Source organism: Mucilaginibacter hurinus (assembly GCF_003324525.1).
Lineage (GTDB): Bacteria > Bacteroidota > Bacteroidia > Sphingobacteriales > Sphingobacteriaceae > Mucilaginibacter > Mucilaginibacter hurinus.
In genome coordinates this window covers 410,777-432,498 of sequence record NZ_QGDC01000003.1, presented here as the reverse complement: position 1 = coordinate 432,498, position 21,722 = coordinate 410,777, and the positions used below count along the sequence as shown (strand labels likewise).

Genomic DNA, 21,722 nt, shown 5'->3' with positions numbered 1-21,722 from the left:
GTTAAAAACTACTTGAAGTTTGGTGGTGGGCTTGATAAATATCAATCTTTGCTACAAGTACTTTGCATTAAGATGCGAAAGGATAGAGGAAGGTTACAGGTTATTTCATTTTTTTTAACGCTGGAAATAAAATTATAACCATGTCATCTAATATTATTAGATTGTTTTTGTATTGCTGTTTTGTATGCTTGTAAATAGTTTTAGATCCCTGTTTATAAGCAGCCACATATTTGCAAGGTGTATAATAGTAATAAAAAGGTATGATAAGCCCGCTCGTTAGCAGCAGGCTTAAATATTTTAGTATCATTTTCATGGTTTATTGCTGTTTAAAGAATCATTAAGTACAGTATCCGTAACAGTTTTTGGCATTACGAGCAGTGTGTCGACTTTGCACTGCAAACCTTCGCTGGTCATTATAAAGGTTGCATGGCTCTTTTCTTGCTGCTCACTTTCGTTTTTGCAATCAAATATGCTTATCCCGTTTAGGTATGGATCAAGTTCATCATCAATAATTAACTTGGTGTTTAGGGGCACCTTTAGTGTCAGGCGCAACTCCTGGTTACGCCACAATTTACCTAGCGGGCGTTCAAGTATACGTGAGAACTTTAAAACCGAATCTTGTTGGATAAACTGATATGTAGTATTACGTGCTGAAGTCAAAGCACTTTCATACGTTGCGCCGCGTGCGCTGAATGATTGAATTAAAACCGGAGATGAAACATCGCTCTTTTCAATATCAATTATTATTGATCTCTCCGGCGCTTCAAAGTCATTTTCCTCCCCGCTATCTAAAATAATCATACCATTAAAGCGGTCCTTTACCTTGAGTCGCGCACTATCCTGGCTGCTCAGATACTTAACATCATTAAGTTTAAGGTAATAAGTATCGGCGGGCGATGGCGTGATAGTTATACTTTTACGGAAGCTGGCTGAAACTCTAAAATCAGCAGACACCTTAGCGGTATAATATATAACGGTACATAATGCAAATACCCAGATAGCTAAAAATGTAAAACCTGTGGACCTGGTGAATGGTTGATTTTTAAAAAGTGCTGATATAGTTAACAAGGCTATACTTAAAACGGGGATAGCCAGCATCAGGAAACCGCATATAAGGAAAATGGTATTGGTTTGGTAATTTACGATGGTAAAAGGGAAGAGGTTGTAAATACCGGTATTATCATACACCACAAAACCCACTACCATAACTATTAGAAATATAAGAAACGAGCATGATATTAATAAAATGATAACGCCAGCCATCTTAAGTAATATTTTACCTGCTCCGGTTAAAAACACACCTAAGTGGTGAAAAAAATCGCTGATAAAATCGCGGCTTTTATAGATAAAAGGCCGACCTTCATTGCTCAGGTTTTTAAGGTTGTTTTGTACCGTATTTATTTCTTCTTCAAAACTTCTTTTAAATCCCTGCAAGTTTAGCTTCTCACCTTTCATAGCCATTCGGTCGGCGCGGGTAGTTGCCTTAGGTATTACCAGCCATAATATTATGTAAAGAAACAGCCCTGTGCCCAGGAACAAAAACGTCAGTACAAATCCCAGCCGCACCCATGTAGGCTGGAAATCAAAATAATTGGCTATGCCGGCACAAACCCCGCCTACAAGATGATCATCAGGATCACGAAACAGCTTGCGGCTGGTATAATTATTATACGGGTAAGCGCCTGTAGCAGCACTGCCTCCTTCTTCGTGTGTTTCAAAATCTTCAACATTGCCCATTTGCTCGGTAACTGCGGCGACGTCTTGTACAACAAGTGCCTGTTTACCATCGCGCACGAGTATTTCACTAAACATTTCGGCAATGCGGTTCTCAATGTCGGTAGTTATTTCCAGGCTATCAGCCGAATGCATAAAATGACGTTTTACGGCTGTCATATAATCTTTAAGTATTTCGTAGGCATCCTCTTCAATGTGGAATACGGTGCCGTTAATATTGATGATAATTGTTTTGTTCATGATGTTAATTATTAGGGGTCAGTTATTTCCGGTCGGCGATAGCGGTGTGTACTGCAAATTCAAGTTCCCGCCAGGTTTTATCCAACTGTGCGAGTACCTGCCTGCCTTCATCAGATAGTACGTAATATTTACGCGGCGGCCCCGAAGTGGACTCGACCCAGTTATAGGTAAGCAGCCCGTTGTTTTTTAATCGGGTAAGCAGAGGGTATAAAGTGCCCTCTACTACAAGCATCTGGGCTTTCTTCAGGTCGGCAATGATATCCGAAGCATAGGTTTCGCCCTTTGATATAATGGAAAGTATACAGTATTCGAGTATGCCTTTCCGCATCTGGATTTGAGTGTTTTCTACAATCATATTACAAAGATATATGTTTTAAAATGTATTATGCAATACATAGTACTAAGATTTTTATAATTTTATTTTATTGTGTGTTTTTTAAAAAAAGTCAAGTTTTTTCTCTTAAAACTTGACTTTTCAATAATGTAACACTACTTTTATGTTTAATTAACTATTAACTGATCTTATTATTAACGAAATGAAAAAACTTCTACTAGTAAGTTTGTGCATTTTAATGTTATGCGTTACGCAAACATTTGCACAAAACCGGACTATCACCGGAACTGTAACTGCTAAAGAGGATGGATTACCTATCCCGGGCGTGAGTGTAACCGTGCCGGGTACTACAATAGGTTCTCAAACCAATGGAGACGGAAAGTTTTCCATCAATGTTCCTCAGAATGCAACTTCATTACAATTTTCTTTTATTGGCTATGGAACGGTAACGTCACCAATTGGTGCTAATGGTGTTGTTAATGCCACACTTTCGTCTGACATGCGTGACCTTGCCGAAGTTGTAGTAACTGCCAACCAAATCCGCAGGGAGAAAAGATCTCTGGGTTACGCTGCTACTACCGTGCAAGGTGAAGATTTGGTAAAAGGCGGTAACCCGAGCGCACTTAACTCATTAGTTGGCCGTATACCTGGTGCCAACATTACCACTACTTCAAATGCTCCTGGCGCATCAACACGTGTTGTATTCCGCGGCGGATCTTCAATCAACGGTAATAACAATGCCCTGATTGTTGTTGATGGTATTCCTATCGATAACTCAAGCGTTGTCGGCGGAGCTTCAAGCTTAACCAGTATCGATTTTGGTAACCGCGGTAATGACATCGATCCTGATGACATCGAAAACGTTACAGCGTTAATTGGCCCTGCTGCTGCTGCGCTTTATGGGTCAAGGGCATCTAATGGTGCATTGCAGATAACTACCAAATCGGGTCAAAAAGGAAAAGCCCAGGTATCATTCAGTACCTCAAATATTTTTTCTTCAATTCTTAAATTGCCTGATTTGCAAAACGAATATGGTCAGGGTTATTACACCGCGACTGATGACGACGGAAATATAACTGAATATTATAATGACCCGGTAGAAAACTGGAGCTGGGGTGCGCCATTTACCGGCGAAATGCAGGAATGGGGTCAATCAATAGGTGGTGTAAGGCAAATGAAGCCTTACTCAGCTCAGCCTGATAATGTCAGAAACTTTTTCAAACTGAACAACAAATATAATGGTTATGGTTTTACTCAAGGTGACGTGCCCAACAAATATGGTTATTACGGATCGTACTCTTTAAACCCATATTTTGTACTTAAAAATTTCAGTAATAATAACAACGTTGAGCGTATAACTGGTAACGTTAATTTGACTTACAAGCCGGCAAGTTGGTTAAATATTACTGAACGTATCGGTATTGATACTTACTCTGACCGCAGAAGGTTGATTGTACCTAAATACAATTATACTCCGGCAGACGATGCCGGAAATTATGCATTGGCACAAACAAGCAATGGCTCATACCAAATTGATCAATTAGGTGTAACTGAGTTAGTGCATGATTTAATGGTTACCGGAACTCACAAATTTAACGAGGATTTCCAGGGGTCATTAATGTTGGGTAACAACATTCGCCAGCGTTCAACAAATACAAACCGCACAGCTACTAACGCTAGTACGGGTTTAGTTGTACCGGGTTGGTATAACCTTCAAAATAGTAATGGTCCTATAAATATTGTTCAAGACTTTATTTCAAGGAGAAGGCTATTTGCTTTATATGCCGACTTAAACTTGTCTTACAAGAATATGTTGTTTTTAGAGGCCACCGCACGTAATGACTGGTCATCTACTTTGCCAATAAACAATAACTCCTTTTTTTATCCAAGTGTTAGTACCTCATTTGTATTTAGTGAGGTGTTAAAGCCTAATGATTGGTTTAGCTATGGTAAAATTCGCGGTAGCATTGCACAGGTAGGTCAGGATACTGATCCATATCAATTATTAACTACCTTTTCTCGTGGAACTGTTCTTGCAAACTTTGGCAGTACTACTTTTCCATTCGGCAGCGTAGCAGCACTAATGGCAAGTACTACACTTGGCAACCCGAACTTGAAACCGGAGCAAACGACCTCATATGAGATCGGTACAGAAATGGCTTTCTTTAATAACAGGTTAAACCTGGATCTGACTTTTTATAAAAACATCTCGAAAAATCAAATATTGCCTATACCTACACCTAACTCAACCGGTTACAGCTTTAGCGTTGTTAACGCAGGTAGGGTAGATAACAAAGGCTTGCAACTAGCTTTAAGAGGAACTGTAGTAAAAACCAAAGATTTTAATTGGGACCTCTACGGTAACTTTACTCGTAACATAAGTAAGGTTGTTGAATTAATGCCTGGTGTTGACCAATTTGTAATAGGTGGCTTCAATGGTATGTCAATTGTGGCCGCTGTAGGCAAACCGCTAGGCGAGTTTTACGCAGTAACAAATGCTACTGATGATCAAGGTAGAACAATCGTTGATTCCGGAAGCGGTTTACCTGTTGCTACTTCAGAGGCGCAATATTTAGGCAGTTATCAACCTAAATATATTGCCGCTTTAGGTACTACAGTAAATTACAAAGGCTTTACTTTTGACGTTATGTTCGATATAAAGCAAGGTAATAAGTTTTACTCACGGACTAAAGATATTATGGCCTTTGTTGGAACTTCAGCTGAAACAGGCGGCCCTAGGTTCGGTCAGCCTTTCCCTAACTCTGTTTACCTGGATGATGATGGCAACAGTGTGGTTAACTCTGGCGCAAATGCAGTGAATTATCTTAAACAAGACTACTTTCCTGACCTAAATCCTGGTGTGAACATCGTAGACGGATCTTACGTAAAAGTACGTACAGCATCATTGTCTTACCAGTTCAAAAAGTCACAATTTAAAGGTCTTCCATTTAATGCGTTAACTGTAGGTGTATTTGGTAATAACTTATTCATCTGGACTGCTAAAGAAAACAAATATGTGGATCCGGAGATCAACTCAGCTGGTGCGACAAATGAGCAAGGTTTCGACTTTACAGCTATGCCATCTATACGTAATTACGGGTTTAATGTAAAAGTTAACTTTTAATAAATAATAAAATCATCATGAGTAAAAAATATATATTCAACCCAAAGCAACTGTTGCTTGTAATTATTATCGCCGCCGCGGGGTTGACGGGGTGTAAGAAGTTTTTAGATATCAACCAGAATCCAAACAATCCTGATTCTGCTGATCCGAATTTGCTTTTACCCACAACTCAGGCAGCAGTAAGCCAGATTGTAGGAAATGCATTTCAAATATATGGTAGCTTTTGGGCTCAGTATTGGACTCAAAACCCAACCTCATCACAATACAGGTCTATAGATCAATATAATCCGGCTGCTACCGCATTTGATAGGCCTTGGCTTATCTTATACCGTAATGCTTTAATAAACGCTGATTTGATCATCAAAAGCCCTCAAACGGATATAGATCATACTAAAGGGATTGCCTATATAATGAAGGCTTATGCCTACCAGTTAACTACTGATGCTTTCGGTGATGTGCCACTTAAAGAAGCTTTACAGCCAACTTTATACACCTCACCTAAATTTGATTCACAGCAGTCAGTGTATGATAGTATATTTAAATACATTGATTTAGGTTTAGGCTTAGTGCAATCTGGTACATCAGTTGCTGTAGGTAACCAGGACATGATATTTAAAGGTAACATGGATAGCTGGGTTGCTTTTGCTAACACACTTAAGCTTAGAGCTTATTTAAGGATAGCGAATGTAGATGCTGCTAAGGCGCAAGCCGGCATAGAAGCTTTATACGCTACCTCGCCTACTTTTTTAAATGCTGACGCTACTATTACCTATACCACAACCGGTGGTAATGAAAATCCGCTTTATAATGAAATGGCCAGCCCTACTTTGAATAAGGTACAAAACATTGTAGCAAGTTCAACTTCTGTTGATACTATGTATGATAACAATGATCTGCGTGTAGAGAAACTGTATGATATATTTCTTACTGATACGGCTTCAGAAGGTAACAGAATACGCTCTATAGCTCAAGGCACTTACAATAATACTTTACACACGGGCAAACAAGTTTCTCCGCCTTCCCCGTTGGTTGGCGGCAGGGCAAACAACCAAGCGTCTGCTACAGCTCCCGTTAAACTTATATCCAAGGCTGAAAGTAAATTTTTACAAGCCGAAGCCGCGGCACGGGGCTGGGGAAATGGAAGTGCACCGTCTTTGTATGCCGAAGGCATAGCTGCTAGTTTTACCGCTTTAGGTTTAACTACAGGACAAGCGGATGCCTATATTTTGCAACCTGTTGTAGCATATCCTGAAGGGGCGTCTTTGGACGAACAGATGGAGGCTATAATTACACAAAAGTGGTATGCTATGAATGGTTTCCAAGGTTTTGAGGCCTGGACAGAGTGGCGCAGGACCGGTTATCCTAACTTCCTTGTTCAGTCGGCTGCTTCTACGCAAGGTGCAGGTAGAATGCCATTACGCATGACCTATCCCAATTCGGAGGCCGTATCAAACTTAAATTACCCGGGTACGGTATCATTATTCACACCTGTTTGGTGGGATACTATACACGACTAAATATCAGTGTATGATGTAAAAAAAGCGGTTATGATTCATAACCGCTTTTTTTACATCATAAGTTTTACGTTTTACTTCTTATCAACGCTATACTTACCGGGTCCTACAAAAGCAAGCCCTAAAAATACAACAGCCAGTTCAATAGGGTGTGCTGCACCCATAAGTCCTTCGCCGCGGCCAAGGTGCGAAGCGGCAGCAACAATAAGATTAATTGTTAAAATAAGGCATGCCGGCCTAAAGGCAAGACCTACGAGTATTAAAAAGCCACCCAACGTTTCGGCCAACGCTGCTAATAATCCAAACACCATTGGTAAGAAAGTGAAGCCGATGTATTTTGTTGATGATCCTAACCCTTCCCAGCCATCGGGCCCACCCATGAGTTTTGGATAGCCGTGAATAATAAACATTATGCCTAAGCCAATGCGTACTACGAGCAGCCCGAAATCTTTGTGCCTGCCCAAATTACTTAATAGTGCCATGATATAGTATTTAAGTGAACGGAATTTAAAACAAACAGCTAATCAGATAGATAGTTTGCCGTAGCGGTTTTGTCATCAACTGCGAGCGTTATTTTTTTACCTAAAATCATACTTTGGTTATCAGATATATGCCCGGCCGGAAAGTTAAAACAAACCGGAAAATTGTAGCTTTTAACAACCTCCATAATTATTTCAGGTACTGTTTGTCCAAATGGGATGTCATTGTCTTTTATTTCAGTGAATCCACCTACAATCAGTCCTGCAAGGTTCTTCAATTTACCCGCACGGTCTAAGGTGCGTACCAGTCGATCAACCGAATATAAATATTCGCCTACATCTTCAATAAACAGTACTGCGCCGTCATAATCCATGTCAGATACGGAACCTGAAATAGCTACCAGCAAGCTTAAATTACCGCCTATCAGCGTACCTGTTCCTTTGCCGGAACGGTTAAGCGTATGTGGTTCAACTTGGTAACTTAATTGATTACCGAATAAGGCACTTTGAAGTGTACGAATGGATTTAGCCGACGCGTCGGGAATATTTATAGGCATTTGCCCGTGTATAGTTTGCAAACGGTAATTGCTGTACAGATGAGCATGCAACAATGTTATATCACTAAAGCCGATGATCCACTTAGGGTTTAAATCCAGCTTAGTGAAATCTATATGATCTATAATCCGAATAGTGCCATACCCCCCCCGGGCCGCAAAGATGGCCTTTATGGTGTCGTCATCAACAAAACGTTGCATATCTTGCGCGCGTAGTGCATCATCGCCTGAAAATTGATGATATGATGCTTCAATCGTATCACCTAATATAACTTCCAGTCCCCATGATTGAAGTAAATTAACTGCATCCGTCATAGGTTTAGGTAACTTTTTTGCCGGGCAGGTGATAGCAACTCTATCCCCTTTTTTTAGATATGGAGGGTTTATGGTCATATTGAATTATCTTTGCCAAATTATTAATAACGCTGTACATTAATGTCACAACTTAATAAATTTAAACGATATACAATTACGTCGGCATTGCCCTATGCTAACGGGCCTCTGCATATTGGTCATCTTGCAGGAGCTTACCTGCCGGCCGATATTTTTGTAAGATACCTGCGCCTTAAAAAGAAAGACGTTGTATACATATGCGGATCCGATGAACATGGCGCTGCTATTACTATAAAAGCAAAAAAAGAAGGCACTACCCCCCAGTCTATAATAGATAAATACCATCAACAAATAAAAGCCAGTTTTGAAGAATTCGGGATAGGGTTTGATATTTATCACCGTACCTCTTCAGCTATCCACCACGATTTATCTAAAGAGTTTTTTTTAAACCTGTATGAAAAAGGTGAGTTTGAAGAAAAATTTTCTGAGCAGTATTTTGACGTAGAATATCACCAGTTTTTGGCTGATCGTTATATCACAGGGACATGCCCCAATTGCCATAATGAAAACGCTTATGGCGACCAATGCGAAAAATGCGGTACTTCTTTAAACCCCACAGATCTGATTAACCCGGTATCAACACTAAGCGGTAAAACGCCGGTATTGAAGCCTACAAAGCACTGGTACCTGCCGTTGGATAAATATCAGCCATGGCTTGAGCAATGGATAGATACCAAGGAAGGCGAGTGGAAAGTAAATGTTTTCGGGCAATGTAAATCATGGCTCAAAACAGGTCTGCAGCCACGATCGATGACGCGGGATCTTGACTGGGGAATTGATGTACCGCTTGAAGAAGCCCAAGGCAAAAAATTATATGTGTGGCTGGATGCGCCTATAGGGTACATATCTGCTACCAAGCAATGGGCGATTGATAAAGGAAAAGACTGGCAGGTTTATTGGAAAAAGCAACCAGATACGGCTGACGACAGCTGCCTGATACATTTTATTGGTAAAGATAATATCGTTTTCCATTGTATCACCTTTCCGAGTGTGTTGCATGCCCATGGCGAGTATGTATTGCCGTTTAATGTACCTGCTAACGAGTTTTTAAACCTGGAGGGCGATAAATTGTCAACCTCACGCAACCACGCTGTATGGCTTCATGAATACCTGCAAGAGTTTCCGGGCAAACAGGATGAACTGCGTTACGTGCTGACATCAATATTGCCCGAAACAAGCGACAGTGAGTTTACCTGGAAAGATTACCAGGCCCGTGTAAATAACGAATTGGTGGCTATTTTAGGTAACTATGTTAACCGGGTGATGATACTGATGCATAAGTATTATGCCGGTAAAATTGAAAGTGACACGCCGACGCTGACACTCACAGATGAAAAGTTGAGCGCGGAGCTGGGTGGCTATTATAACGAATTGGAGAAAAGCCTTGACGCCTTCAAATTTCGCCAGGCATTGCAGGCCGTAATGGATATGGCCCGCTTAGGTAACCGTTACCTGACCGAGCAGGAGCCTTGGAAAACAATAAAAAGCGATCCCCTGTCGGCTAAAAATGCTTTACACAATAGCCTGGTGCTGATAGGGCATTTGGCCACCTGCCTGCAAACATTTTTACCGCATACCGCCAAAAAAATACTTGCTATGCTTAACTGGCCAACTGCTATAGCTTATGATGAGGAAATAAGTTTTGTGAAAGGGCACCAATTGAATCAGCCACAGTTACTCTTCGAAAAGATAGAAGATGAAACAATAGCCCGCCAGTTGGAAAAGTTGCAGGCTCAAAAAGATTTGGCTATAGCGTCCAATCAAGTAACGGTAACACCGGCTAAAGAAAACATTACCTTTGAACAATTTTCAGGTTTGGACATACGTACAGGCACTATTTTAACAGCCGAGAAAGTTGCTAAAACAAAAAAATTACTAAAATTAACAATAGATACGGGTATTGATCAGCGAACGGTAGTGTCAGGTATTGCTGAGTATTACGAACCGGAAAAAATTATCGGTCAACAAGTGAGCATTTTAGTAAATCTTGAGCCACGGGAAATAAAAGGGATACCATCACAGGGCATGATACTGATGGCGGAGGATGCAAACGGTAAACTTAGCTTCGTCTCTCCTTCACAAACAATGCCAAATGGTTCAGTAATCAGGTGATAGCAATGTTCAAATGATTTTTTAATTAACCCGATAATTTGCACCTTTGCACAGATTATAATTTGATGATAGCGTGAAGTAAATGCTGTAATCATATCATAATACTGGTCCTGTAGTTCAACGGATAGAATAGGAGTTTCCTAAACTCTAGATATGAGTTCGATTCTCGTCGGGACCACATTTAACGCCCTTTTCGTGTACGAGAAGGGCGTTTTTTCGTATATGGGTAAATCAATGGGTATCGCTTTGTCATTTTTAAATTTAAACTTTCCCTCTTGGTATAGATTTAGCTAATTCAATCTTTATGATATCCGCCTTGTTAACCTGCTTAACGTTATTCATTCGCACCCGTTTATCGGACTGCAAACCCATCCTTTACGACAGCAAATGCTGATAGTCTTTTTCAGGAATATTAGCGCTGCTTACAAAGTCGCTTACAGATACTCCGACAAACTTTTTAAAATTTGTTGAAAAGGTAAATCTGGAATTAAATAAACACGTCTTCCCCAAAGAATCCACAGTGTACTTTTTAAGATAGCCTTCATTTATTAATAATAAGGCATGATCAATTTTAACCAGGTTGCTAAAATCGTTGATGGAATAATGACAGTGGTATTTAAATATAACATCTAAATGCCGTTTGGGCATTTTTAACTCTTTTGCTAAAGTTTCAGTATTTAAAGTAATTGCAGAAATTAACGCAATTGATTTTTGCAGGGCTTTGATTTCTAAAATAATAAAATCAATCTTGTCATAAACAGTTTTATACACTGTGGTATCATTATCTTCAATGGCTTTTAAGGGCTTATTGCTCCATACTTGAAAAGTTTGCGGCTTGGTCAAATTAATGCTTTGCAATAGATAGCTTTCGCCAAATATTATTACAGGGTTTTTAAACATAAAAAAAAGAATAACAAACCAACACAGCGATGAATACCTATAAAAGGCGTTTAAATTCATTTGCACCGATAAGTCAAAAAAAGCAAAGCAATTAGAATATACAACCAATAAAAATGTTAAAATAACCATTAATAACACCCAGTTCTTTTTAGCCCGATAGCTTATTTTATCAAACATGGTTGGCTTTTTTTTATAAATAAAATCCTTTACCATCCTTAGTATTAATATAAAATACAGCACCGACCATACTAGATATGTGATCCTATTGAGTGTAAAATTTGTTATCACCAGGTTAATCAGAATAAACACTGTAGGAAAAACAAAATGCAGTACTTCCTTTTTCAGGTTACCTGTGTCATAAATAAGCCTGCGAAAAAACAAGTAGTAAACCGGCACAATGTAAAGAGCAAGCAATGGGTTTATTTTTAAAGGGCTGTAGGTGATAGCGGTTAAATTCAAGGCTTCAATTGCGTACAAAAAACGTTGTACGCCGACTACCAATAAAATCACAACCAGATAGCCATTTGTCCTGTAATTTTTACTTCGATCGGGCTGGGTATTCAGAAGCATAAGAACGACTATAAACAGGCATAAAAAGCCAACAAGTAACGATAGTACGTTCAAAAACATGTGTCAAATATCTAAAATATGTAACGAATATATAAAATTGCCGCATGGCTGCGTCCGGCTTAACAATTTTTTGCACCTCTTTGTACAAATAAACTTAAACGCGCATCATGAAAAAATTCTACCTTTTTTCGTTATTCCTTCTATGGCTTTTTTCGATCCTAAATGTCAAGGCTCAAACTAATGTAACTTCGTCAGGAATGTCTATTCAGGGTATTGCCCGCGACGAGAGTAACGCGGCTATAGCTAATGTAGATCAATTGGGCTTGGTATTTACTATATATTATTTAGGTTCCGGCAATAGTGAAAACGTTATACTGACTAAGACCGCAAATGTTAAGACTGATAACTTCGGCGTATTTTCATACGTGTTGGATATAGACCAATCACAATATAATCTTATCAGCACTCAATCTGCTTATTTGAAGGTTACTCAAGGCAGCGTAGTTTTCTCCAATGAAAAACTTCAAGCTGTTCCGTATGCTATTTTTGCACAAAACGGAGTGCCAACAGGATCCATTATGCCGTTTGTAGGAACCGTAGCGCCCAAAGGCTGGTTGCTTTGTAACGGAAGTACTTTTGAAGATAATGCCAATAACGCCGCGCTGAAAGCCTTACTGGGTGGTACCACTACGCCTAACTTACAAGGCATGTTTTTACGCGGAACCGGGTCAGCAGCGGCAGGAAAAGTTGGACCGGCGTTAAAAGCGGTACAACAAGATGATCTTGCCTCGCATTTGCATAAGATTAACATCAATACCAACTCCGCCGGCGCCCACACGCATGCAATTACAAGAAGGTCAAACCCGGACGATCGCGCTTATGATAAGAACGATGGCAAAAGAACCGAAAATTCTGCCGCAACAACTGACAGGACCGTTTTGGGCGACTTTCAGACTTCCGAAGCTGGTAATCATAACCATAACGTTTCCGGGAATACCGCTGAAACAGGAGGATCAGAAACCCGCCCCATAAACTATGGGGTGAATTATATCATAAAGATATAACCGGAACAGTTGATTTTTTATCCTTAACCACCATTACATAGATTCCTCATGAAGAAACATATTTCTGTGCTCCTGCTTTTATTAGGCGGTAATACGTTGATGGCTCAGGAAAAAGGGGTGACTACCGTAATTGGCACAGCCGCCTCACAAAAAGACAACCTCAATCTAACCCTAACGCAAAAAGTAAATGGTGTAAATAAAACCTTTACTATTCAAAAAGTAGGTTTGCAGGTAGGGTTACCTTACATGGGGGTAATTGATGCGCCGTACAGCAATAACCCCAAGCAATACTATAAACAAGATCTGGGTTTCCCGTGGGGGATACGCTACCGATATAATACATTCTCTGATGATGCTTTCTCAGTATCTAAGGGATATTTTAGCGACAGGGTTGAGATTAACTGGGATATAAAACAGAACAGGGATAAAGTAGTAAGCATCTCGGTATATCGAACAGAGGATGTTGACAGTAAAAATCCGAACTGGGGAAAAGCATTGAAAACGCTACCGGGGGATGCCGGAACTTTTTCAGACGTTGATATTGAAGGAGGCAAATTATATCGCTATAAGGTAGCAGCTAAAGGCGTGGAGGCCGACGGTATAGAAATCCCATACTCCACTTACATTACCGGTATAGGCTACAGAAACCCAACAGGAGTAATTACAGGTAATATAACCTTCACAGGCGGTAACCCGGTAAAAGATGTGTTAGTAGTTGCTAATCCAACGGGGAGCACACTACGGTTTGGAAGTTCATTGAAAGTACCAGCCGGTGGTTTTGTTTCTGTGGACAGATTAAATAACAGCCTGAAAGATTCAATTACCTTACAAGCCTGGGTAAAACCTGAGAGCGCTTTTAATAATGATGAAATAGTATTATATAAGTTAGAAAGTGATGCTAATGAAACGTTGAACTTCAAGGTTAAAATGTCTTCATCAGGCTCAAAAAATATACTTACACTAGCCGTAGGAAACCATGCAATAACTTTGAGTGATTATATTCCGAGTGGCGAAATTGACAATAAGGGAATTGATGTTTTAATACCCATTACCGAAATAAACACTTCATTTACGCACTTCAGCGCTTTAATCAGGGATAATAAAGTTCCGGATATTTATATCAATGGCCGGTTAATTTCAGCGGCTTATGTAACAGCAATAAATACTATTCTGGCCCAAAATGGCTCTGACGGCAAAGCACCAAACGTGACCTTTACCAGTACAAATAACCCTGTTAAATTAAATTCGTCAGCTAGTGGCCTTCCGCAAACCTGGACCCACTTTAAAATGGGCGGAAGCAAAACGGCCTATTTAGATGAATTTAGAGTGTGGGAAACGGCACTGAGCCCTGCGCAAATTAAACGCGATTATCGCCGGTATTTGAGCGGGAATGAGGCCTTCCTGAACACTTATATCAGCGCCAACGAAAAAATTGGCGATTACGCTTATGACCTGGCACGCACCGGTTTTGTTTTTCACGGGAATAATGCGAAGTTAAGCAATCCATCATTGGCAGCCGCTCAAACACCAACATTTGATAATACCGGCAACAATATACCAAGCAGCAGCCAGCTGGGTGTGTTGGGTGTAACAGATGAGTTTGGCAATTATGTAATATCAGCGGTTCCGTATAGCGGTAACGGCGACTCATTTACTATAGTGCCATCGCTTGGGAAACATGAATTTAGCCCGAAACAGCAACTGGCTTTTTTAGGTGTAGGATCTACTGTGGTAAATAAGGTGGATTTTATTGATAAGTCATCCTTTGTTTTTAAAGGAATTGCCGTTTATGACAGCAGAGGTGTTTTTCCGCCTACTTCGGACGTTCCCATAACCGGAGATATTAAGGAGGACGAGGCCTATAACGCCTATTTAAAAAACAATATTAAATATCAAAAAGGAGAATATTGGGCAGAAAAAGACGGCAACGGGAAGATCACAAAATTGGTTAGATATGCCCAAATACCGGTTCCGGAGGCTTATGTAAGCATTGATAATGTACAGGCCATTGATGACAACAATGTACCGATACAAACAGACATTAACGGGCGGTTTACCATACAGGTACCGATAGGTAAACATGCTATCACTTTAACCAAAAATGGCCACACTTTTGCTTACAATGGGCGCTACCCGGCTAAAGACAGCACTGTTGCTAATGGTACAACAACTTATATCAATACATATCAGGATTTTTTCGAAGACCGCGATGAGCCGATTACTTTTATTGACAACACAAAAGTTATTGTGGCAGGACGTGTAGTGGGTGGAACGGTGCAAGCCGATAAAAAGATTGGATTTGGCTATGATGGTAGAAAAACTTATGCGTATGAAGACACGGACGGAGTAAGCCGAACAACTATTTATACTTCTGAAAATAATATTGGACAAGCACAGTTAACACTGGGGCATCTGCCGGCTGGCGCAACAAGTGTTACACCAGAGTACAAAACAAGCTTTGTTACCAATGAAGAAACAGGGGAATTTCGTGTTTCACTATTGCCTTTAAATTATATACTGTCTCAAAATGACCTGACATTTAAAAGCGGTAAAAACCCGGACAACACACCTCTTTTAGACGCCGACAGAACAATCAACTTCACAGCTATAAAAGGGCTGCAATATCCGCAATTTATTCAAGGTAAGGACACCATCACCGGACAGCCATATCAGGAAGTTTTGAAATTCACCCATATAGCAAAACCCACGCAAAAAGTTTTAAGTCAAACTTCTGACGGAACAATATCTTCAGGTGGGGTGACCTATACGATATCGCCAAAACAAAACACCCCGGTTTACAGTCAATTTGCAGAATACAGGATTGAGGTTCAGGGTCAGGAAATTTATTATAACTATGATAAAAGCGTCACCAATCCTATCATAAACACGGTTCCGGTTGAAGGGGGTACCCTGGTTGCAACCAATAATCTTGCTCTGGAGAACAGCGAGAAAATAGTGGTTTCGCCTAAAGATCCAAGTATACTCATCTACACTTTTAAAGGAGGCACGCCCAATACTGATATAGCCACAGGCTTTAAAAGGACCATTGATTTAAGGTTTAGATCTAATGGAGTAGATTACCCATTAACTAATTATAAAAAAGAGGGCATATTACTGGGGGGTGTAGCCGATGGCTCACAAACCTTTATTACCGCCGGACCGGCTATCCCCGATATTATATTAAGGGACCCTCCCGGATCAGGCAGTTCTGCAACTATCGAAAAAGGATCCAGTTTTAGTTTCTCCAAAGAAAGCTCGTCCAGTTCAAGCAATGGCAGCAATTTAAACACCACTGTTTCCCTTGGCTTTAAAATGACTGTAGGCGGAGGCCTGGCAGGTCCGGTAATGGAAACAGAAACTACCAATGATGTATCTACCGGGATTAGTGTTGAGCAATCTTCAACCAACGGAAAAAGTTTGACTAGCACCTATAGCTTTAATCAAACCATTTCTACGAGTGATGACCCGGACTGGACCGGCGGTGATGCCGACTTATATATAGGAACGTCTGCTAACCAATTTTACGGAACTTATGATGAATTGGTAACCTCAACCGTGCCAAATTCGGTGCCTATTGATGTTACTTATGTAAAAGGAGCTCAAATAACGGATGCAAAACTATACCCTAAGGTAAACAAGGCGCTGTACATTAATGAATCGCCGGAAAAGACGGTATTCATGTATACCCAGCGTCATATATTAAATGAAATCATTCCTCAGTATTTAGACCTTATCAGGCAAATTGAATCCGGAGCTATTGTTGAAAACACAAACGGCGTGCTTACAAAGAGCGCCTATCAATCGTCTGTTAACCTTTGGAGAAGAATAATTTTAAACAATGAATTGTCCAAATACCAGGCACTGAAAGACAAAGACAAACTTAAAGCATCCCTTAACGCAATTATAGAAAGCTTAAAAGACCCTGTTACCAACACTTTGTCAGAATCAGCTAAAAAGCTTAAAGATTTATTAAATACTACTTTTTATGAGAATATTTCTTTTGATTCGGGTATCGGTGAAATCACAAAAGGGTTTGAAACCGGGCGTATCAGCTCCAACTCGCTTTCGTACGCACTGCAATTAGATGAGGCTGTTGTTGCATCGGTCGGGGCAACTTTTAACGAAACCGGGTTTGGCGTGGAGACTAGTGCCAGCAATGGCTCCGGTTCGGAAAACTCAAGTGGAGACGATAACGAGGAAACTACAAACATTAGCTATACGCTAAAAGATGGTGATCCAAATAACGTTTTCAGCGTAGACGTTATTAACGCTTTTGACGGTAACGGCCCAATTTTTATCACCAAAGGTGGACAAACGTCTTGTCCTTACGAGGGTGCCAACTTATCTTATTTTTATAACCCGGACCATACTAATGTCACCAATCCTTCGGCTGCTATAGTAGATTTACCCGAATCTGAGCGTGTGCCGTTAACAATAGCGACTGTAGCTTTAGAAAAGCCCGAATTGACAGTAGAGACAGCGGATGTTTCAGGAATATTTGATGGCAGAAATGCTGAGTTTGTACTCCATCTACGAAACACCAGCACAACTAATAAAGATGCGTCTTTTAAGCTTGTGGTGGATCAGGCTACAAATCCCGATAACGCAGCGATCAATATTGAACCAAACGGAACTATCGTAAACATCCCGGCAGGTAAGACAGTGCCATATACCATGACACTTAAAAAAGTAAAACAAGATCAGTTTGAATATAAAAACATAAAAGTATCCCTGGAATCTCTTTGCGATGGAAATGTAACAGACAGTGTTCTGGTATCGGCAACCTTTGTGCCGGCTTGTTCTCCTGTAACCATAATGGCTCCGTCAAATAACTGGCTGTTGAACAGGAATACGGCTTACACAAATGCGGATACAAAGCCTTTAAACATAAAACTGGGTGATTTTAATACCAACTTTGCCAGTTTTCAAAAAATTAATCTGGAATATCGTTTAAAAGGCACACCAAACTGGATTGGATTACGAACTTACTTTAAAACCCAGCAGGATTATGACATTGCCAAAAGCGGAGGCGATAATAACATTGAACTTATAGAAGGCACTGAACTAAACTATGCCTGGGATATTGCCGGCCTGGGATTAGCCAACGGGCATTATGAATTGCGAGCCCGTACAAGTTGCAATAATCAAACCGCCTTCGAATCGCAAATCATAGAAGGGGAAGTGGATCTTACTTCGCCGGTGCTGTTTGGTACACCCACGCCGAAAAATGGGATATTAAACATTGGTGATGATTTGACTTTACGATTTAATGAGCCGGTTAAAACCAATGGCACGGTAACCAAATTTGAATTTTTAGTTCAAAAAAATCAAAGCCCCGTAAAGCATGAGGTGTCATTAGCTTTTAATGGGTCATCCAATACCGCCACTATACATAAACCTGCCATTACTACCGGAGACTTCAGTATCGAATTTTGGTTAAAAAACTCAAGTCCGGCGGGAACCTCTACCCTTTTAAACCAAAGTAATGGAATTAAAATAGAATTGATAGATAATGATTTAAAGTACACTATTGGCGGCGAAAGTATACGCGCAACAATAACAAAAGATAATACATTCAACCACTATGCGCTTGCATATGACGCTGCTGCCAACAAGCTGACAATCATAGAAAATGACATAGAAAAACAAACGCTTACGCTCAGTACAAAATTGAGTTTCTCTAATGACAGCCCTGTTATACTAGGCGGCAATACCTTTAAAGGCAACATACACGATTTACGATTTTGGAAAAGAAATGTATCACGGGAGGCTGCCGTAGCTAATATGAACATTCTTTTAAATGGTAATGAAACGGACCTATTAGGATACTGGCCAATTAATGAAGGTAGCGGCACAATTGCGAGTGATTTGGCCCGCTACCGGCATCTTGTTATTGAAAATACTAACTGGGATATTAACCCGAAAGGTACCGGCTATGCTTTTGACGGGACTAATTATTTAACTTTTTCTGAAGCTGCAACAGTAGTTATTTCAAAAGAAATGGATGCTACGCTTTCGTTTTGGATGAAGACAGGGCAGTCCGGCACTGCAACGCTGTTATCAAATGGCAAAGGAGACCTGACTGACCCTATTGAAAGCAATGGTTACAGAAATAAATGGGCAATAAACCTTAATACGGCCGGTAATATTGAGCTAAGTACAGAAGGTAAAACATACTCGTTTGGCAGTGTAAAGGTAAATAACAATAGCTGGCATCATATTGCAATGAGTTTAACCCGAAATGGAACCATACGAATGTATATTGACGGCAATCAGTTAGCATCTTATCCAAGCGCTGAATTAGGAGGATTTTATTCAAGCAAAATCTTTGTTGGCGCCCGTGGCCAAATCAGTTCTTCTAATAAAGATCAGAATTATATTGGCTTGATAGACGAATTATGCCTTTGGGAAACTAGCCGTAACGCTGAACAAATAAAGGCAGATCAATATAATGAGGTAGATTTTAAGAGCACTGGCCTTATACTATATTCCTCATTCAATAAACCGGAAATATCAAATGCTAACGGGCCTGTATATTATTATCCGCTAAACACTGTTGAAAAAGCAAGTAGTTACGCTTTATTAAATAATAAGCCGCTTGCTTTTTCTGGTGAAACGCCGGCCATCAAACCGCTCCGCCCAACAGAATCAATTGTTGTGAACGCTGTAATAAATGGAGATGAAATAGTATTGGAGCCTCAAATTACTGACTGGTCAACTGTAGAAGGAAAAGTAGCTTACATTACAGTTTCTAATCTCAATGACATGGCCGACAACAGGCAACAATCGCCGGTAACATGGAGCGCCCTCGTTAATAGGAATCCGATTAAATGGTTTGTGGAAGGACACAGTGATATTGTAAATCTGATGAAAAGAACCAATGAGGCTCTCTCCTTTGACATTACGATTATTAACCGCGGAGGAACGCCGCAACCATTTACTATTGAGGTGCCTGATTGGATAACACTATCAGTAAATTCAGGAAGCATTGCCCCAAATACAAAAATGACTGTAACTGCTAAAGTGGACAGTGATTTGGCCATAGGAGATTATAACACGGTGTTATCTATAGCTACGGGTTATGATTATGCTGAAAAAATTCAGCTAAACCTGAGGGTGTTGGAAAAGGAACCAGTATTAGAACTCGATCCGAGCAAGTTTAGCCAATCCATGAATATCATCGGGAAAGTAAAAACGGGCAACGTTTTTACAAGTGATCTTTATGACAAGGTGGTAGCAACGGTAAATGGTGAGGTACGGGGGGTGACAAATGTGATTTACGATGCAAGTTTTAAAGAGTACTTTGTATACCTGACTGTGTATAGTAATGAGATTAGGGGTGAAGATATCGCGTTTTATATCTGGGATGCTTCTGACGGTAAATTGAAAGAAGCTGTTTTGAACGATAAATTCACTATTCCTTATGTGTCAGATCAAATTATAGGTACTTATACCAATCCTGCCATCTTTAATAACACAGAAGTAACCGGTCAGCAAATCGTATTTAACCAAGGCTGGACATGGACCTCATTTAATATAACTGATCCCAGATTTAGCGATTTAAATGCCCTTACGCACAGCCTTGCTTTAAACACTTCGGACCTGGTAATGTCAAACGCTCCGGCATTGTTTGATGCATACGAGCGTAATGCGGTAAATCCAGGTGAAAGCGGTTGGGCCGGAACCGTTTCAGGTAATGGCGGTATCTCAAACAATAAAATGTATAAGTTCAAGCTTGCAACAGCACAAAAATTAAATATCAAAGGTGTTCCTGTGGATTTAAATACCTGGTTTTTTGATTTAACCGCGGGCTGGAACTGGCTCCCTTTCGTGGTATCCAAAAACATACCTGTTGCCGATGCATTAGCAAACCTGAAAGCAAGTGATGGCGACCTTATCAAGTCACAATCGTTATTTGCAATTTATAGTACATCAGTTGGATGGAAAGGCTCCTTATCATATTTACGCGCGGGTGAAGGTTATATGTTAAATAACAGTGTTGCTCAACGATTCACCTATCCAGAGTATTTAAACCGCTTGAATACCAAAGCAGGTTCTGCCAATGGATTAAAGCAAAACGCGTTACAAGCTGATACCAGAACAAACGATGAAATTGCGCCGCTTTCTGCGGGCTATGCAAAGTTTGCTAATACCATGTGCGCTGTAGTAAAATTACCTGAAGGGTATAAAGATTTGTCGTTTTATAATGACGCCGGAGAATTGAGGGGCAATGCCCAAACTCAAAGTGTACAGGGTACAGAGCTCGCGTTTATAACTATTTATGGTGATAAATCAGAGAAGCTTACTGCCTATATTGGCTCAGGGGTAAATGCCCAAGCTACATCCAAATCAATTAATTTTTCATCCGATGCGCTGCTGGGAAGTATTTCTGATCCGGTAGTTATCAATTTATCAACAGAGAAAATAGATGTTTTCCCGAATCCTTTTCAACAGGGTTTCGAAATAGCTATTGATAGCAAAGAAGCATTAGAAGCAAAAATTTTGATTTTTAACTTGTTTGGTCAAAAAATATTCGAAGATACCGCTAAAATAAATCTTGGGGCCAATATTATAAAAGTACACCCTGATTTGTCGGCCGGAGTTTACATTCTCAAGGTGTATGTGGCCGAAAAAGTCATAAGCCGAAAAATAATAAAAAATTAAATTGAGTGCGTAGCATACTAGTTTAAGCGTACTAAGTATA

10 protein-coding genes and 1 tRNA gene are annotated in these 21,722 nt (G+C 40.1%); 6 read left to right on the top strand and 5 right to left on the bottom strand.

What is annotated here, in order from left to right; genetic code table 11:
- Positions 1–309: 309 nt before the first annotated feature.
- Positions 310–1,974, bottom strand: coding sequence for a PspC domain-containing protein (locus tag DJ568_RS07505; protein WP_114004637.1), 1,665 nt, complete (start codon positions 1,972–1,974; stop codon positions 310–312).
- Positions 1,975–1,996: 22 nt separating this feature from the next.
- Complete coding sequence (locus DJ568_RS07500) at positions 1,997–2,329, bottom strand: PadR family transcriptional regulator (protein ID WP_114004636.1); 333 nt, start codon at positions 2,327–2,329, stop codon at positions 1,997–1,999.
- A 181-nt stretch (positions 2,330–2,510) separates the two neighbouring features.
- On the opposite strand from DJ568_RS07500, the gene DJ568_RS07495 reads away from it, so the two are divergent.
- Together DJ568_RS07495 and DJ568_RS07490 are read left to right on the top strand one after the other, a co-directional pair.
- Positions 2,511–5,432 (top strand): TonB-dependent receptor domain-containing protein, encoded by a 2,922-nt coding sequence (locus DJ568_RS07495; RefSeq protein WP_114004635.1) that lies wholly within the window; start codon positions 2,511–2,513, stop codon positions 5,430–5,432.
- Between the two features lie 17 nt (positions 5,433–5,449).
- Complete coding sequence (locus DJ568_RS07490; protein WP_114004634.1) at positions 5,450–6,949, top strand: SusD/RagB family nutrient-binding outer membrane lipoprotein; 1,500 nt, start codon at positions 5,450–5,452, stop codon at positions 6,947–6,949.
- Between the two features lie 71 nt (positions 6,950–7,020).
- On the opposite strand, the gene DJ568_RS07485 is transcribed toward DJ568_RS07490, so the two are convergent.
- On the bottom strand, positions 7,021–7,428 hold the full coding sequence (locus DJ568_RS07485) for a DoxX family protein (RefSeq protein ID WP_114004633.1): 408 nt from the start codon (positions 7,426–7,428) through the stop codon (positions 7,021–7,023).
- Between the two features lie 38 nt (positions 7,429–7,466).
- Entirely contained in the window at positions 7,467–8,372 is a 906-nt protein-coding gene (locus DJ568_RS07480) for a S66 peptidase family protein (protein ID WP_114004632.1), read from the bottom strand.
- 42 nt (positions 8,373–8,414) lie between these two features.
- Between DJ568_RS07480 and metG the strand changes: the two genes are divergently transcribed.
- Both metG and DJ568_RS07470 read left to right on the top strand, forming a co-directional pair.
- Positions 8,415–10,484: a methionine--tRNA ligase gene (metG, locus tag DJ568_RS07475; protein WP_114004631.1), complete on the top strand. Its 2,070-nt coding sequence runs from the start codon at positions 8,415–8,417 to the stop codon at positions 10,482–10,484.
- Between the two features lie 106 nt (positions 10,485–10,590).
- A tRNA-Arg gene (locus tag DJ568_RS07470) sits at positions 10,591–10,662 on the top strand.
- Positions 10,663–10,859: 197 nt separating this feature from the next.
- Here the strand turns inward: DJ568_RS07470 and DJ568_RS17105 are convergent.
- A complete protein-coding gene (locus DJ568_RS17105) occupies positions 10,860–11,561 on the bottom strand; it encodes a helix-turn-helix domain-containing protein (RefSeq protein WP_147238724.1) in 702 nt (233 codons plus the stop codon).
- A gap of 560 nt (positions 11,562–12,121) precedes the next feature.
- Here DJ568_RS17105 and DJ568_RS07460 point away from each other — a divergent pair.
- A complete protein-coding gene (locus tag DJ568_RS07460; RefSeq protein ID WP_114004629.1) occupies positions 12,122–13,018 on the top strand; it encodes a tail fiber protein in 897 nt (298 codons plus the stop codon).
- 48 nt (positions 13,019–13,066) lie between these two features.
- The gene (locus DJ568_RS07455; protein ID WP_114004628.1) at positions 13,067–21,682 is read left to right on the top strand and encodes a LamG-like jellyroll fold domain-containing protein; all 8,616 of its coding nucleotides are present in this window, start codon (positions 13,067–13,069) and stop codon (positions 21,680–21,682) included.
- Positions 21,683–21,722 lie beyond the last annotated feature (40 nt).

Excerpts from the sequence above, each read along its gene's own strand:
- DJ568_RS07495 (WP_114004635.1), top strand. The coding sequence starts at position 2,511 with ATGAAAAAACTTCTACTAGTAAGTTTGTGCATTTTAATGTTATGCGTT.
- DJ568_RS07500 (WP_114004636.1), bottom strand. The coding sequence starts at position 2,329 with ATGATTGTAGAAAACACTCAAATCCAGATGCGGAAAGGCATACTCGAA.
- DJ568_RS07490 (WP_114004634.1), top strand. The coding sequence starts at position 5,450 with ATGAGTAAAAAATATATATTCAACCCAAAGCAACTGTTGCTTGTAATT.
- DJ568_RS07455 (WP_114004628.1), top strand. The coding sequence starts at position 13,067 with ATGAAGAAACATATTTCTGTGCTCCTGCTTTTATTAGGCGGTAATACG.
- DJ568_RS07480 (WP_114004632.1), bottom strand. The coding sequence starts at position 8,372 with ATGACCATAAACCCTCCATATCTAAAAAAAGGGGATAGAGTTGCTATC.
- DJ568_RS07460 (WP_114004629.1), top strand. The coding sequence starts at position 12,122 with ATGAAAAAATTCTACCTTTTTTCGTTATTCCTTCTATGGCTTTTTTCG.
- DJ568_RS07485 (WP_114004633.1), bottom strand. The coding sequence starts at position 7,428 with ATGGCACTATTAAGTAATTTGGGCAGGCACAAAGATTTCGGGCTGCTC.
- DJ568_RS07505 (WP_114004637.1), bottom strand. The coding sequence starts at position 1,974 with ATGAACAAAACAATTATCATCAATATTAACGGCACCGTATTCCACATT.
- metG (WP_114004631.1), top strand. The coding sequence starts at position 8,415 with ATGTCACAACTTAATAAATTTAAACGATATACAATTACGTCGGCATTG.
- DJ568_RS17105 (WP_147238724.1), bottom strand. The coding sequence starts at position 11,561 with ATGTTTGATAAAATAAGCTATCGGGCTAAAAAGAACTGGGTGTTATTA.